The organism is Tepidiphilus sp. J10 (assembly GCF_006980785.1).
In the GTDB taxonomy this organism is placed as follows: Bacteria; Pseudomonadota; Gammaproteobacteria; order Burkholderiales; family Rhodocyclaceae; genus Tepidiphilus; species Tepidiphilus olei.
In genome coordinates, this window is the sequence record NZ_SBHP01000004.1 from 1 (window position 1) to 14,409 (window position 14,409).

The 14,409-nt window shown below is 61.4% G+C and carries 11 protein-coding genes and 1 CRISPR repeat array; of the genes, 6 read left to right on the plus strand and 5 right to left on the minus strand.

The genetic code is table 11. The features are described 5' to 3' along the window. Positions 1 to 53: 53 nt before the first annotated feature. The 5 genes from EPD81_RS06700 to EPD81_RS06720 form a co-directional block, all read right to left on the minus strand. Positions 54 to 569: a hypothetical protein gene (locus tag EPD81_RS06700; RefSeq protein ID WP_142804687.1), complete on the minus strand. Its 516-nt coding sequence runs from the start codon at positions 567 to 569 to the stop codon at positions 54 to 56. Positions 570 to 954: 385 nt separating this feature from the next. After that, complete coding sequence (locus tag EPD81_RS06705; protein WP_142804688.1) at positions 955 to 1,233, minus strand: type II toxin-antitoxin system RelE/ParE family toxin; 279 nt, start codon at positions 1,231 to 1,233, stop codon at positions 955 to 957. After that, positions 1,233 to 1,442, minus strand: a complete 210-nt coding sequence (locus EPD81_RS06710; protein ID WP_142804689.1) for a hypothetical protein — start codon at positions 1,440 to 1,442, stop codon at positions 1,233 to 1,235. The genes EPD81_RS06705 and EPD81_RS06710 overlap by 1 nt, the downstream gene beginning before the upstream one ends. Positions 1,443 to 1,893: 451 nt before the next feature. Continuing rightward, complete coding sequence (locus tag EPD81_RS06715; protein ID WP_142804690.1) at positions 1,894 to 4,950, minus strand: AAA family ATPase; 3,057 nt, start codon at positions 4,948 to 4,950, stop codon at positions 1,894 to 1,896. Continuing rightward, the gene (locus tag EPD81_RS06720) at positions 4,947 to 6,101 is read right to left on the minus strand and encodes an exonuclease SbcCD subunit D (RefSeq protein WP_142804691.1); all 1,155 of its coding nucleotides are present in this window, start codon (positions 6,099 to 6,101) and stop codon (positions 4,947 to 4,949) included. The genes EPD81_RS06715 and EPD81_RS06720 overlap by 4 nt, the downstream gene beginning before the upstream one ends. Positions 6,102 to 6,227: 126 nt before the next feature. Between EPD81_RS06720 and EPD81_RS06725 the strand changes: the two genes are divergently transcribed. From EPD81_RS06725 to csx2, 6 genes are all read left to right on the plus strand, one after another. After that, positions 6,228 to 6,512: a CRISPR-associated endonuclease Cas2 gene (locus EPD81_RS06725; protein WP_142804692.1), complete on the plus strand. Its 285-nt coding sequence runs from the start codon at positions 6,228 to 6,230 to the stop codon at positions 6,510 to 6,512. A gap of 10 nt (positions 6,513 to 6,522) precedes the next feature. Further along, positions 6,523 to 7,509 carry a CRISPR-associated endonuclease Cas1 gene (cas1, locus tag EPD81_RS06730; RefSeq protein ID WP_185955382.1) on the plus strand — a complete coding sequence of 329 codons (987 nt, stop codon included), beginning with the start codon at positions 6,523 to 6,525 and terminating at the stop codon, positions 7,507 to 7,509. After that, positions 7,506 to 8,312 (plus strand): CRISPR-associated endonuclease Cas1, encoded by an 807-nt coding sequence (locus EPD81_RS06735; protein ID WP_142804694.1) that lies wholly within the window; start codon positions 7,506 to 7,508, stop codon positions 8,310 to 8,312. The genes cas1 and EPD81_RS06735 overlap by 4 nt, the downstream gene beginning before the upstream one ends. Further along, complete coding sequence (cas2, locus tag EPD81_RS06740) at positions 8,309 to 8,689, plus strand: CRISPR-associated endonuclease Cas2 (protein ID WP_142804695.1); 381 nt, start codon at positions 8,309 to 8,311, stop codon at positions 8,687 to 8,689. Before EPD81_RS06735 ends, cas2 begins: the two co-directional genes overlap by 4 nt. Positions 8,690 to 8,907: 218 nt before the next feature. Next, positions 8,908 to 11,814: a CRISPR direct-repeat array (repeat unit 37 nt; unit sequence GCCTGAAAGATAGCCCCGAGATATAGGGGATTAAGAC). Positions 11,815 to 11,987: 173 nt separating this feature from the next. Beyond that, positions 11,988 to 13,151 (plus strand): CRISPR-associated ring nuclease Csm6, encoded by a 1,164-nt coding sequence (csm6, locus tag EPD81_RS06745; protein ID WP_142804696.1) that lies wholly within the window; start codon positions 11,988 to 11,990, stop codon positions 13,149 to 13,151. Continuing rightward, positions 13,148 to 14,359 carry a TIGR02221 family CRISPR-associated protein gene (gene csx2, locus EPD81_RS06750; RefSeq protein WP_142804697.1) on the plus strand — a complete coding sequence of 404 codons (1,212 nt, stop codon included), beginning with the start codon at positions 13,148 to 13,150 and terminating at the stop codon, positions 14,357 to 14,359. The genes csm6 and csx2 overlap by 4 nt, the downstream gene beginning before the upstream one ends. Positions 14,360 to 14,409 lie beyond the last annotated feature (50 nt).

Genomic DNA, 14,409 nt, shown 5'->3' on the forward strand with positions numbered 1-14,409 from the left:
GCTGCTCGCCGAACTCGACGACGAGTGGATGACCGGCAAGGTCTATCTCAACCTCAACCCGTAACCCCGGCGTCATGACCAACACCACGGAAATTTACAGAAAAAAGGTTGCACAACCCAACTACGCTCGGTTGGGGTTTTTTCTTATCCGCTTCCCCCAGACCCCGCGAACACGCGCGGAACGCTGAGTAGGTGTCGCATACCCGGTCAAAGAGCACGACTGCCATGCGTGCGCAGGCGGCCTTGACGTTCTGCCAGTACGCATCGTTTTCCGGCGCATCGTAGGGTATAGCGTGGGCGAGTTGGACGAGCAATTGCTGGAGTGCGGACTCGCCGTTCTTCAGCGGATAGAGCCGATCGAACGGCTGCAGCGCGCGCACGGCAAGCGTGGCAAAGTCGAAGTAGTCGCGCAGGGCGTTGCGTTCGAGGATACGCACGGCGACGAGACGAAGCGATTCTTCTTCGCTCGGCTCGGGCGTCCCCTGGCGGACGAGACGGTGCACCACGCAGGTCTCGATTCCGTCGGGGCAGCCCTGCTCCCGTTCAGGACGCGCGGTGCGCTCGGACATAGTTCATCCAGAAACGATGGCGCTGCGAGTAGGGATCGGAAATATACGCACGGCAGACGCGATCGACTTTCTCTCCAAGAGCAGGATCGGCGAGCACGGCGCGGCGAAGCTCCGCCCAATCGTCTCTCTGCAAACAGGCTCTCCGCGAGATAGCAGACCATGAGATGTGCGCCACTTGAACGGCTTGCCGGGCTGTTCGGCTTCTTCTTCCTCAGCGATGCGCTGTAGGATTTGCATCTTGGCGAGATTGCGAGCAATGCGGTGTACATCACAGTTTGCCGATCGTGCCATACCAAGCGGAATCGGACTGAACCGAAGGGAGGCACGGTGAAAACGCTTGCCTGGAGCAGATCTGCGCAGATAGAAGGCGCTAGCCAATTGTCTGTCATCCGTCCAGCCGCTTGAGGTCGCGATAGAAGTTTTCGTGCGGCCCCACCATCAGCAGCTTGAGCGTATTTTCGTCGAGGACCCGGTAGGCCAGGAGGCAGAGCAAGCCGCCCATGCGGAACTTGTAGACCCTCACGCCTGCAAGGTCGCCGACTTTGGCTTCACCCGCTTCGGGTTGCCGGGCAATGGTACGTACCGCCTCGTCGAGCGCGGCTTTCTGCTGCTTGTGCAGTCTTTTGACGGTGCGCTCGAAAGTCGGGGTGACAAGGATACGCATCAGCCGAATCGATACTCACCCACCGGCTCTTCCTGGTCCGCGATCAGGATGTCACGGATGACGCTGAAGGGCAGATCGGGGTTTTCAGCGGCGATCTTGCCGATCTGTGACCAGTATTCGATTTGTTTGGGGACCGAGCGGTGCTCGATGGTGCCGTAGCGCTTGGCACTTTCGACCAAGCTTTCGGACAGTTTGACGTTGACGGCCATAGCGAACCTCCGACTAATGCGCTATTCTAGCCCATGATGGACCAAAATGGAACCTGTTTCATGTGATTGATCAGACCGCCAGGGATTCTTCGATGCTCAGTTCCGTGATTTCGCAGGGGATCACGAAAATGGAAATCGAACTGGCGACCTGCCCGATGTGCCTGAATGATGACCTCGACCAGACTCAACGGGTAGGATTGTGGGCAGATAGGACTGGACTCTGACACGTAGGAGTTCGCAGATGTTCTAAGAATTTGAGTTACATAGATTTGTTGCAGGATTCCACCAAACCACCAATGAAATCAAGCAATTACTGCGCAAATCTTTTCCTGCCCGATCCCTTCGTCTTCGGGTACGGTAAGCAATCTCGCTCGCTAGCCATCGAGCCGTCAATCTCTTCCGCGGTCAGGCGAGCCTTTTCGCAAATCGTTAGGACCGAGTCCTGCCGCGATCACCCCACCGCTCCGACCTGGACATGGCTGCCGCTTCTCCCCCGGATCACCTCGATGCCGACGTCGATCTGGCGTTTGAGCTCGTCGACGTGGGAGATGATGCCGATCATTCGTCCCTTCTGCCGCAGCTCGCCCAAGGCTTTCATGGCCATGTCGAGCGACTCGGGGTCGAGACTGCCGAAGCCTTCGTCGATGAAGAGAGTGTCGAGCTGGATGCCGCCCGCGTAGGCTTGCACCACGTCCGACAGCCCCAGCGCGAGCGAGAGGGCGGCCATGAAACTCTCGCCGCCCGAGAGCGTGCTGGCGGGTCGGGTTCGACCGGTGTATTCGTCGAAGACTTCGAGATCGAGGCCGGAAGCCCTGCGCGCATCGGCCACGTCCTCGCGCCGCTGCAGGCTGTAGCGGCCACGGCTCATGGTGCGCAAGCGCAGGGAGGCTTGACGCAGCACGTCGTCGAGCAGTGCCGCAAGCACGAATCGCTGGAAAGTGAGCTTCTTGCCATTGTCGCCGTTGGCGATGCCAGCGAGGTGCCCCATCACTTCATAGCGCGACTCGATCTCGCTCAGCTCCTGTCCGATGGCCGCGAGCACTTCACGCGTCTTGCGATCCTGCCCGATACGTTCTTCGAGTCCCTTCTGCTGGGCGACGAGGTCCTCGACGGCGCGCCGGGCCTCTTCCTGGGCGGCCTTGAGCGCGGCGAGATTCGGTGGCGTCTTGCCGTCGACCTGATGTTCGGCGCGCTGCAGGCGTTCCTTGGCCGCCGCCACGGATTCGTCGTAGGACTGGATCTCGGCGCGCAAAGCGGCAATGTCTTCGGGCGAACGCATGGCCTCGCGGAATGCGGCTTCATCCGCGAATCCTTGTTCCTGCAGGGCGCGCAGGAAGGCTGCGTAAGACTGATCGAAGCGCGACGAGGCGACGGCGAGCGCTTCGGCGAGCGTCTCCCGCTTCGAGCACGCGGCCGCATGCGCGGCGCTTGCCTGCTGGTACGCCTCCTCGGCCGCTTTGAGCCGGTCGGCGAGCGTGTCCACTTGCTTGCGGGCAGCGTCGATCGCCTGCTCGAGCGTGCGGAGGTCGCGCAGAGGTTCCGGGACCCGGTCGGAGCGTTCGCGGACTTGGGCCGCAGCCGTCGCGGCTTGGATCCTGAGGGTCTCGGTGCGGCTGCGCGCCTGTTCCAGCGCGGGACCAAGCGCGGCGAGACGCTCCTCGCAGCTTTGGAACTCGGCCTTGGCTGCATCGAGCCGTTTGGCCGCTTCGAGCGCTTTCACCAGGTCACGTTCGAGGTCAGCCAGGCGTGCATTGACCTGCTCGAGACTGGGGGGATCGGGCGGCAGGCTCGATTCCAGGGTCGAGACGGCGGATTCGGCCCCCACGATCCGATTCAGAACGGCCTGATGCTCGGCACGAGCGGATTCCAAGGCGGCTTCGGCCTGCTGCAGGGCCTTGGCGGCCGCATTCAGTTCTTCCTCGCTCGGCACGGCCTCGCCCGCCATCGCCGGGGCAGGATGCTGCAGGCTGCCGCAGACGGGACACGGGGCACCTTCGCTCAAGTGCCGGGCAAGTACGGCGGCTTGGCCACTGCGCCAGCGCGATTCCAAGTCCTCCTTGCGCGCCAGGACGGCGAGCCGCTCCGTCTGCGCGGCCTCCAAGGCTTGGCGGTACTTGGCTTCTTCGGCACGGTGAGCGGACAGGGCGGCTTTGGCCTGCGCGAGCTTGCGCAGCAACTGGAGCAACTGCTCCTGCTGGGCGAGATCGCGCCGCATCGCTTCGACCCGGTTAGCCAGCGGGGCGTAGTCTTCGATCTCCCGCTGCAGCCGGGCACGTTTTTCGGTGAGGGCGTTGGCTTCTCCTTGCAGGCGTGCGAGTTCGGTCGCAGCCGCTTCGGCCGAACGGGCGTGCTTCTCCGCTTCCCGCCGCGCCTCGTCGAGCGTGCGCACGGCCTCGCGCAAGCCTTCGAGCCGCTCGAGCTCGCGAATGGCCTGTTCCCGGTCGGGCGCTCGAGCGCGCTCTTCCTGCAGCCGAGATTCGGCCGCTGCGAGCTGGCGGACAGCAGCTTCGACCTCGCGCTCGGCCTGCGCCAACTGCTGGGCGAGCCGTTGCCGTTGCGCAGCAGCTTCCTCGAAGTTCGCATGGGCCGCACAGACGAACTGGGCCCGCGAGGCGGCATCCAGCTCACGGCGTCGGGTTGCGATCGCGGCGGCAGCTGCGCTCAGCTTGTCCAGGGCGGCGCGAGCGCCATCTCGTTCCTCGAATTGCCGCGCCAGAGCCTCAGCGGCCGCGAGCGCGGCGGTGGCGTTCGCCTCTTCGGTGCGGCGACGTCGTTCCTCCTCCGCCAGGAGCGAGCGCCGTGCCGTCGCTTCCTCGATCCGGGCACCGAGCGCTTCTTCCGACTCCACCCCGGCCTGTTCGAGCAGCGTCTTTTTCCGGGCCTTGGCTTCTTCGGCCTGCCGCTCCAGGGCGTTCGCCGCCGCTTTGAGCCGTTCCTGCAAGCGCTTGCAGGTTTCGGTGGCGAAGAGCGTCTCCAGAATCTGCTCCCGCTCCTTGGAGTCGGCCGTCAAGAGTTTGCGGAACTGCCCTTGCGGCAGCAAAATGACTTGGCGGAACTGGTCGGCTTTGAAACCGAGAATCGCCTCGATGTGATCCGTGACCTCCGTGGTCTTGCTGACGACGGGCATCCAACCCTCGTCGTCCCACACCTGGAGTTCGGCCCGTGCCGGAATCTTCACCCGCTGCTCCTTCTTGCCCCGCAGGGCGGCGCGTTCCTGCTCGGGCGAGCGCCTGACGCGATAGCGCTTGCGCCCCAGTGCGAACTCGAATTCGACTTCGGTGAGCGTGTCGTCCGCGGCATGGTGGCTACGCATCTCCTTGGCGCTGCGCTCACTGCCGGAGGTTTCGCCATAGAGGGCGTAGCAGATGCCGTCGAGGATCGAGGTCTTGCCTGCCCCCGTGGGGCCGTGGATCAGGAAGAGCGCATCCGGCGGCAAGCGCGTGAAGTCGATCTCCTCGCGCCGGGCGAAGGGGCCAAAGGCAGTCAAGACCAGACGTAGCGGTCTCATGGAGCCACCTCGCGTTCCTGTTGGGATAGGGCAGTCATCTCGGCGTGCAGCAGGCACTTGGCGTCCTCATTGAGTGCGCGGCCCGCCATCTCACGGTAGAAAGCCTCGAAGAGTTCGTCCAGCCCGACTTTGCGGTGATCGGTGCCTGCTTCGAGCCCCGCCCCCGCTCCCGTAAATCGCGGACGTTCGATGGCGAGCGCATTGGGATAGACCGTGCGCAGTTTCCCCATCGCATCGAGGATCGCCCCCGTATCCATGAGCCGGGCAAGGACGTAATCGTCCCGGGCGGAATCGGTCGCAGCGGCAGCCAGGATCTCATCGAGGGTGCCCGTGAGGAGGCGCAAGTCCCGCCGCGGGGTGAGCGGCAGGCGTTCGATGCGTACCCGGCCCTGAGCGTCGAGCTCGACCAGGGAAACGCTCTTGTCGTGACCAGCCTCAGCAAAGGAATATTTCAAGGGCGAACCGGCATAGTCGATACGACCGCCAGCCAAGCTCTGAGGGCGATGCAGGTGACCGAGCGCCACGAAGTGGAATCCCTCGAAGAGTTCCGCCCCGACGGCACCCGTCCCTCCGACCGACAGAGGGCGTTCCGATTCACTCTCCGTTCCACCCTGGACGAACGCATGAGCGATGAGCACCGAACGGCGGCTCGGATCGTGGAGCTGTCGAATGCGTTCGACCTGGGCCCTCATCGCCGCGTGATGATCCGCGATCGACTCGTCCTGCAGAGACTGGCGCACCACGGAAGGCTCGGCATAGGGCAGCGGATGGAATGCGACCTCCCCATGGCGGTCTCGCAGCACCACGGGAGATGCGTCGGCAGCCGCGAGCCCCCGGATCGTAAGCCCGGCGTCGGCCAGCAGGCGCGCGCCAAAGCCGAGCCGATCGGGGCTGTCGTGGTTGCCGGCGATGAGGATGACCGGCGTGTGCTCCCCCACCACGATCCGGGTCAGCGTCTCGTCGAGCAAGCGAACGGCCTCGGCCGGCGGGATCGAGCGGTCGTAGACGTCGCCGGCGATCAACACCACGTCCGGGCGCTCCGAACGCACGAGCCCGACCAACTGATCGAGCACGTACGCCTGATCTTCCAGGAGCGAGACACCGTGATAGACGCGGCCGAGATGCCAGTCGGCGGTGTGAAGGATCCTCATGTGCATCCATTCCATCGAAATTCGGTTCGTTCGCGCCCGATTATATAGGTGGAATCTCGAGCCAATGGCCCTCCCGACAAGCTTGCCATCGCCGCCGCCCTCGCGTCTCCGCGCCATACTGAGCGCATGAACGGATGGCACCTCTTCCTCATCGGCTACGACATCAGCGATCCGGCGCGGTTGGTCAAAGCGCTCAAGCTCGTACGCTGCCATGCGCTTGGTGGCCAGAAATCCTTCTACGAATGCTGGCTCACCACCCAGGAATTACAGCAGACGCGCGAAGCCTTGCGTCGCCTCATCGACCCCGAGACCGACCGCGTCGTTTTCATCTTGCTTCATGCCGGCACCGAATCCCTGCGCCTGGGCAGCGCCACGCCGATCGACCACGGTGACTACTTCCTCATCACATGAGCCTACGTCCATGACCACCCTCTACCTCGACCGCAGCGGCACGATTCTCGAAGCCTCGGGCGAAGTCCTCGAGCTGCGCGACGCCACGGGCCGACTCGAACGGCGCATCCCCATCAAATTCCTCGAACGGGTCGTCATGCGCGCCCGCTGCTATTTCGACAGCAGCACCCTGGCGAACCTCGTGGGCCACGAAGTCCCCGTCCTCATCCTCGACGGCCGCGCCGGACGACGGCTCGCCCACTGGGTCGGCGCCCCGCACAACGATGCCCGTCGCCGTTGGGGACAAATCCTCACCCTCGCCGAACCTGATGCTGCCGCCACCCTCGCGCGCGCTTTCGTGCATGCCAAGATTCGCCGTCAGCGCCGCACCTTGATGGTCATCGGCTCTGCCCGACCCGACCTGCGCAAACCCATCTGGGATGCCAGCCAAACACTGCAAGCGATCGAACGTCGCCTACACGACGACCCCGCCCTGCCCCTCGACACCCTGCGCGGCTGCGAAGGCGCCGCCGCCGCGGCCTACTTCCCCGCATTCTTCCAGGCTTTCCCTCCGCGCATCCGCCCCACGGCGCGCAACCGGCGCCCACCGCGCGATCCCGTGAACGCCGCCCTCTCGCTCGGCTACACCCTGCTCTACGGCTTGGCCGTCAACGCCTGCTGGAGCGCCGGGCTCGACCCCGGCCTCGGCGCCCTGCACGCCCCCGTCCACGGCCGCGCGGCTCTTGCCTGCGACCTCGTCGAACCCCTGCGCGGTCAGATCGACGAATGGATCTGGCAACTCTTCCGTCGTGAGCTCCTACGCCCCGAGCACTTCGGCGTCGAAGGCAGCGGCGCCTGCCTGCTCGGCAAAGCCGGCCGCAGCGTTTTCTGGCGTGAATGGGAATGGCGCAGCCGACGCTGGCAACGGCTGCTCGATCGTTACGCCCAACACCTCGCCCGTGAGTTCGCCCAACGCAGTCCCGCTTTCGATCTCCTCGACGACTGGGAATCCTCATGAACGACACCCCACATCCCGCCCCCGACGCGCTCGACGCCTTCGGCCGTCCGCTCCTCATCTTGCCCAACGACGAAGTCACCGTCGAACTCGACGGCACCGAGCGCCTCGTCCTCCGCGCCTACGATGGGAACACCCGTCACGCCGTACCCCTGCGCCACGTGCGCAGCATCACTGCCAACCCGCACGTCACCTTCTCCGGCGCCGCCCTCGACGCCTGTGCCCGCCGCGGCATCGCCATCACGTTCGTCGACGGGCGCCAAAAACGCCGCGCTTTCTTCTTCCCGCTTGCCACCAACCCACTTCAAATCGCCACGCTCCTCTCCTTCGCCCTCGACGACCCAGACTGGCCCGAACGCTACGGCGCCTGGTATGAGAACCACCGCCTCGGCGCCCTCTCGCGCGTCGCGCTCGCCTGCGGCCTGCTGCCCGATGCCGCCCTGCGCCGCGCGCCCGACATCGCCCTGGAAGCATCCCATCGCCGCAAACACGGCCAACCCGGGCACGAATGGATCGCCGCCCTGCGCGAAATCGTCCTCACCGAATTCATGGCCGACGGCTCGCGCTGGCTCGGTACCCAAGGCTCCGCCTGGCGGGCCGAAACCTGGATGCACCTGCTCGAAGAACTGGGAGAAATCGTCGCCCTACACGCCCATGCCGTCTTCCATCTCGCCCACAAACCGCTGCAACACCCTCCACAACGCTGGGCACTGGCCGCCTATCACGCCGAACGCACTCGCTGGCAAAACGAAACCGTGCGCCTCCTCTACGCCTTCGAACACTTCATACGGGAGAACTGGACATGAGCCGCAAGCCCAAACGCCACCTGCGTTTCCCCACACGGCCCAAGGATCCTCTGCCAGACAAACCCACGCGCTGGATCCTGTGCTATGACATCCGCGACCCCCGGCGCCTGCAGCGCGTACACCGCTATGTCAGCAAACACGGCCTACCTCTGCAATACAGCGCCTTCCTCCTCAAAGGGACCCGCGAAACGATTGAACGCACTCTCGCCGGACTTCGTCCCTATCTCGACGAACGCGTCGACGACGTACGCTGCTACCCCCTGGGGAAAGACACTCGAATCTGGGGCCTCGGACGACAATTCACCGACGGTCCCGCCGTCCTCACCGACGAAATCCTCGACCGACTGATCGTCGAAGACACGGCTCATGCACCTTGACCGATCGCCTCTGTCATTGCCCTGGCGGCTCGTCCTGCTTGCCAGTAGATCATCCATTCGCAGGTACTGCACGGATTGACACACCTCACATCCAGTGTCCATAATGCACACTAGACCTACATCCCAGACCAGCCCAGACCCTCAGCATGCGCATGGTCGAAAAAATTGCGAACCGCTTCATTAAGTCATTGTTTTTTAAAAATTAGTTTTAGGATGCAGCCTGAAAGATAGCCCCGAGATATAGGGGATTAAGACAAAGCGTAAAAAATATAACCTTCACGCGCGGGGACGCCTGAAAGATAGCCCCGAGATATAGGGGATTAAGACTTGCAGATTCCAGCCAGCTTTCCGAACACGCTTATGCCTGAAAGATAGCCCCGAGATATAGGGGATTAAGACGGCGGCAGCTCGATCAGGTCTTGCAGGTGGTCGTAGAGCCTGAAAGATAGCCCCGAGATATAGGGGATTAAGACAGCCACCGCCTCAGCCACCGCTTCGGCGTAGGCTTGCCTGAAAGATAGCCCCGAGATATAGGGGATTAAGACGACTGGTAGCGCTTGGCCTCGTCTGATCCGGTTAGGCCTGAAAGATAGCCCCGAGATATAGGGGATTAAGACGCCGTCGATGGAAATTTTTGTTGCTGGCGTGCTCGCCTGAAAGATAGCCCCGAGATATAGGGGATTAAGACCCTCGTCAGTGGTAAATTTGGCCTTCATGATGCCTGAAAGATAGCCCCGAGATATAGGGGATTAAGACATTACCAGGAAGATAAAAATCTACTCGAACAGAACTGCCTGAAAGATAGCCCCGAGATATAGGGGATTAAGACTTTGAACTCGACTTTCATGGTATCCCCACAGTTCAGGCCTGAAAGATAGCCCCGAGATATAGGGGATTAAGACGCGGGCTCATCGCCGCACCTCCGCCCATCCGATCGGGCCTGAAAGATAGCCCCGAGATATAGGGGATTAAGACGTTTCCGTGATTCCAAACATCATTGGCGGTCGCGTGCCTGAAAGATAGCCCCGAGATATAGGGGATTAAGACCGAGCCGCTCCTCTTTGCCTATCTTGGGCGGTCGCCTGAAAGATAGCCCCGAGATATAGGGGATTAAGACCGCTTGATGTCCTTTATCGCACTGGTGGGGATGAGCCTGAAAGATAGCCCCGAGATATAGGGGATTAAGACATCTTGGCCACCACCGAGGCCACCTTCCCGGTGGCGCCTGAAAGATAGCCCCGAGATATAGGGGATTAAGACTGTTCAATTGGGGCGAATAGGACGATCTCTACAGCCTGAAAGATAGCCCCGAGATATAGGGGATTAAGACGCTCGGCCCTTGCCCAGGGCCTCGACCGGGCGCAGCCTGAAAGATAGCCCCGAGATATAGGGGATTAAGACAGCGAGTCCAGGGCAATTATTCAAAGGCATAACGACGCCTGAAAGATAGCCCCGAGATATAGGGGATTAAGACTCTACCCATTCAGGTAGGGCGGCCGAAATGAACTGCGCCTGAAAGATAGCCCCGAGATATAGGGGATTAAGACGTTTTCTCAGTCATGATTGTTGCTCCTTAGTGAGCCTGAAAGATAGCCCCGAGATATAGGGGATTAAGACGACGCGCAGCTTCGCAACGCGACCTGCGCCAGAAGCCTGAAAGATAGCCCCGAGATATAGGGGATTAAGACAACTCGACGAAGATATAGCTCCCCGCCTCCTTGAGCCTGAAAGATAGCCCCGAGATATAGGGGATTAAGACTTCCCTTCTTCCGTCCACTCCGGCAGGGCGGCCGAGCCTGAAAGATAGCCCCGAGATATAGGGGATTAAGACGGCAGGGCGGCCGAAATGAACTCCTCGTGGGTGATGCCTGAAAGATAGCCCCGAGATATAGGGGATTAAGACAATGGCTTACGATTTTTTTTTGGTTTGTTTTACCCTGCCTGAAAGATAGCCCCGAGATATAGGGGATTAAGACTCTTATGTCAGCTTCAATGCCGCCCTAATGGCGGCGCCTGAAAGATAGCCCCGAGATATAGGGGATTAAGACGGCAGGGCGGCGGCAAGGAATTCCTCGTGGGTGATGCCTGAAAGATAGCCCCGAGATATAGGGGATTAAGACGAACTTGATTACCACTGCATCGCCATTCATCTTCGTGCCTGAAAGATAGCCCCGAGATATAGGGGATTAAGACAAGATCGCTCTTCCCGACGATGGTCAGGGGCGCGCGCCTGAAAGATAGCCCCGAGATATAGGGGATTAAGACAGCGTTTCCGACTCGATCTTGCTGGTGCCGGCGTGCGCCTGAAAGATAGCCCCGAGATATAGGGGATTAAGACGCCTCATTCAGGCGAGGATAGTCGAACATAATCGGCCTGAAAGATAGCCCCGAGATATAGGGGATTAAGACATGACAAAAATGTTTTTGTCTTTCATCGAATCAATGAGCCTGAAAGATAGCCCCGAGATATAGGGGATTAAGACAACTTGTCTTGCGGCAAGAACGCCGCAAGTTTTTCGCCTGAAAGATAGCCCCGAGATATAGGGGATTAAGACATTTCATTTTCCTCTTCCTCCCTATCCAAGGTTTGCCTGAAAGATAGCCCCGAGATATAGGGGATTAAGACTCGCCGCAGTTGTCGCAAACCTTCACCGGCGCTTCGCCTGAAAGATAGCCCCGAGATATAGGGGATTAAGACGCTGGTCAGCCAGGTGTAAGCCTCCCGGAGCGTGTCGCCTGAAAGATAGCCCCGAGATATAGGGGATTAAGACCTTTAGCCGCTGTTCGTGCATTGCTTGCACGTACTGCCTGAAAGATAGCCCCGAGATATAGGGGATTAAGACTCAGGAAGTCGTCATAGGTAACTTCCCTGCCCTCGCCTGAAAGATAGCCCCGAGATATAGGGGATTAAGACTCAGGAAGTCGTCATAGGTAACTTCCCTGCCCTCGCCTGAAAGATAGCCCCGAGATATAGGGGATTAAGACGGAATCCAGTCTGAATCTCGCCGTCTGCCTACGCCTGAAAGATAGCCCCGAGATATAGGGGATTAAGACTTTATCCGTTACGGGCTGTAACGCATCCCGAGGAGCCTGAAAGATAGCCCCGATATATAGGGGATCGCCCCAAAACCACCACAACCGAGTGCGATAGGATGCACCCGGAGCACAGGTGATGAGACCTTACTGGTTGAAGCTGGGCAGCTCTGTGCAATTTTTTCCGAACGACAAGCTTGTCGACCGGCGCAATTCTCCCGGACTATGCCAAAATTCGTTCGTCACTCATTACGGCCCATCTGTCATGCCCCAGGAACCAACCGATCCGCTGACCGAGTTCCCCCGCCGCATTCTGTTGGCGGTCACCGGTCTGTCGCCGCAGATCGTCACTGAAACGCTCTATGCGCTGGCGGTAAAATCCTCGCCGCGCTGGATACCGACCGAGATCCGCATCATCACGACCACACGCGGGGCCGACAACGCCCGCTTGCAGTTGCTTCATCCCAAGACCGGTTGGTTCCATCGCCTGCGCGCCGACTACCAACTGCCGGAAATCGCTTTCGACGAATCGCACATCCATCTGATCGAACGGCCCGACGGCACCCCGCTCGATGACATTCGCGACGACACGGACAATGCGCTCACGGCAGACACCATCGTCGAGCGCGTGCGCCTGCTCACGGCCGACCCGTCGAGCCAGATCCATGCGTCGATCGCCGGCGGGCGCAAGACGATGGGTTTCTTCCTCGGCTACGCGATGAGCCTTTTCGGACGCGACCAAGATCGGCTGAGCCACGTACTCGTCTCGGCGCCCTACGAGTCGAGCCCGCATTTCTTCTACCCCACGCCCTATTCCAACCCGATCCCGCGCCCCGGCAGCGCCAGCGAGATGATCGACGCCGCAGATGCGACGGTCTGGCTGGGGGACATCCCTTTCGTGCGCCTGCGCGACGAGCTGCCCGAAGAGCGCCTCTTCCGTCCCGGAACCCGGTTCAGCGACGCAGTGCGCAATGTCCAAGAACGGCTGGCGCCCACCCGCCTCGTGCTCGAACCGGAAACCCACACGATCGTGGCCGCCGGACAGCGCATTGCTCTGAAACCCGCCGATTTCGCCTTTTTGCTGTGGGCAGCGCGGCGTCGGCTCGCCGGACGGCCGATCCGCCGCAAGGCGGGCAGCGAAGCCGCCCTGCTCGATGCGCAGGAATACCTGCGCGAATACGAGCGCCTGCGCACCGACCCGGACGACCGCGACACGTCCACCCACCATCGCCTGAAAGAAGGCATGGAGCCCACCTTCATCGACGAGCGCAAGAGTGCCCTGAAGCACCGCCTACAGCGTGAGCTGGGGCTGCGCCGGGCCGAACCCTATCTCTTCGAAACCTTGGAGGGACGGCGGCGCAACGCCCAATTCCAGTTGCGGCTCGAGCCGCAGCAGATCGTCATCCTCGAAGAAGGGAAACGCCCATGACGAGCCTCGTCACCTTTCTCGGCAAATCTGCCCTCGACCCGCAAAAGGGCTACCGTCAGGCCACCTACCGTCTCCCCGATGGCAGCACCGCGCAAACCCCCTATCTCGGCTTGGCTCTGGCGCGCTGGCTCGAGGTCGAACGCCTGATTGTACTGGGTACGAGTTCGAGCATGTGGGACGTTTTGGTGGAGCATCACGCCGCCGAAGGGGAAGAAGAATCCTTGCGACTCGAACTGATCGAGCAGGTGCAGCGCGGCACGGTCGATGATGCATTGCTCGATCGGGTTCACCCGATGATCGAACGTGCGCTCGGCCGGCCGGTGCAGCTTTCGGTGATCCCAGCGGCGCGCGACCTCGACGAACAACAGGTCATCCTTCAGCGCCTCGCCCTGTGGGTATCACGCAAGGAAGTATTGCATTTCGACGTCACGCACGGTTATCGTCACCTGGGGATGCTGGCGCTTACCGCGGCCCAGTTTCTCGAATCCACGCGCGATGCCACGATCTCGGCCGTGTACTACGGCGCCTTCGACATGAGCGAAGGAGGTCTCACCCCGGTGCTGCGCCTGGACGGCTTGCTCGCCATTGCGCGCTGGGTAAAGGCGCTGGCGCATTTCGACGCGAGCGGCGATTATGGGGTTTTCGCTCCGCTCCTGGAGGCCGATGGTTTTCCTGCCGACAAGGCACGCTGTCTCGTCAGGGCAGCGTTCTTCGAACGCACCACCCAAATCCCCCCGGCCGCGCAGCAACTGCGAACCGTTCTGCAAGCCTTGGACACCCCGCTCAAGGGCGCCTCCGAGCTCTTCCGTGATCGCCTGCGCGAACGGCTGCAATGGGCACAAGGAAGAAGCCTCGCCGAGCAGCAGCGTCTGCTCGCCCTGCGGGCGCTCGCCCGGCGCGACTACCTGCGGGCGGCGATCCTGGGGCTGGAAGCCACCATCACCCTGCAATGCCTCGAACTGGGGCGCGATCCTTACAACTACCAGGATCGCACCGCGGCCGATGAACTCCTGCAAAACGAACTGCGCCAAGGCGAGCATCCCGAGTGGAAAAAACAAGCCTACTGGACCCTGAAAAATCTGCGCAACGCCATGGCGCACGGCGTTCCTCCCTCCTTTGACTGGGTCAAAAACTTTCTGGCCGACCCCGAACGGCTGGGGCAGCGTCTCCAGGCCGAAATCCAGCGCCTCACCCAAGCGAATCCCTGACAAGCTTGCCATCCTCCTTTCCCTCGACGCCGCCGTTTATGATTGCTTCG

Bases quoted from the DNA above. Each gene is read 5' to 3' on its own strand.
- EPD81_RS06700 (WP_142804687.1), bottom strand. From the start codon at position 569: ATGTCCGAGCGCACCGCGCGTCCTGAACGGGAGCAGGGCTGCCCCGAC.
- EPD81_RS06705 (WP_142804688.1), bottom strand. From the start codon at position 1,233: ATGCGTATCCTTGTCACCCCGACTTTCGAGCGCACCGTCAAAAGACTG.
- EPD81_RS06710 (WP_142804689.1), bottom strand. From the start codon at position 1,442: ATGGCCGTCAACGTCAAACTGTCCGAAAGCTTGGTCGAAAGTGCCAAG.
- EPD81_RS06715 (WP_142804690.1), bottom strand. From the start codon at position 4,950: ATGAGACCGCTACGTCTGGTCTTGACTGCCTTTGGCCCCTTCGCCCGG.
- EPD81_RS06720 (WP_142804691.1), bottom strand. From the start codon at position 6,101: ATGAGGATCCTTCACACCGCCGACTGGCATCTCGGCCGCGTCTATCAC.
- EPD81_RS06725 (WP_142804692.1), top strand. From the start codon at position 6,228: ATGAACGGATGGCACCTCTTCCTCATCGGCTACGACATCAGCGATCCG.
- cas1 (WP_185955382.1), top strand. From the start codon at position 6,523: ATGACCACCCTCTACCTCGACCGCAGCGGCACGATTCTCGAAGCCTCG.
- EPD81_RS06735 (WP_142804694.1), top strand. From the start codon at position 7,506: ATGAACGACACCCCACATCCCGCCCCCGACGCGCTCGACGCCTTCGGC.
- cas2 (WP_142804695.1), top strand. From the start codon at position 8,309: ATGAGCCGCAAGCCCAAACGCCACCTGCGTTTCCCCACACGGCCCAAG.
- csm6 (WP_142804696.1), top strand. From the start codon at position 11,988: ATGCCCCAGGAACCAACCGATCCGCTGACCGAGTTCCCCCGCCGCATT.
- csx2 (WP_142804697.1), top strand. From the start codon at position 13,148: ATGACGAGCCTCGTCACCTTTCTCGGCAAATCTGCCCTCGACCCGCAA.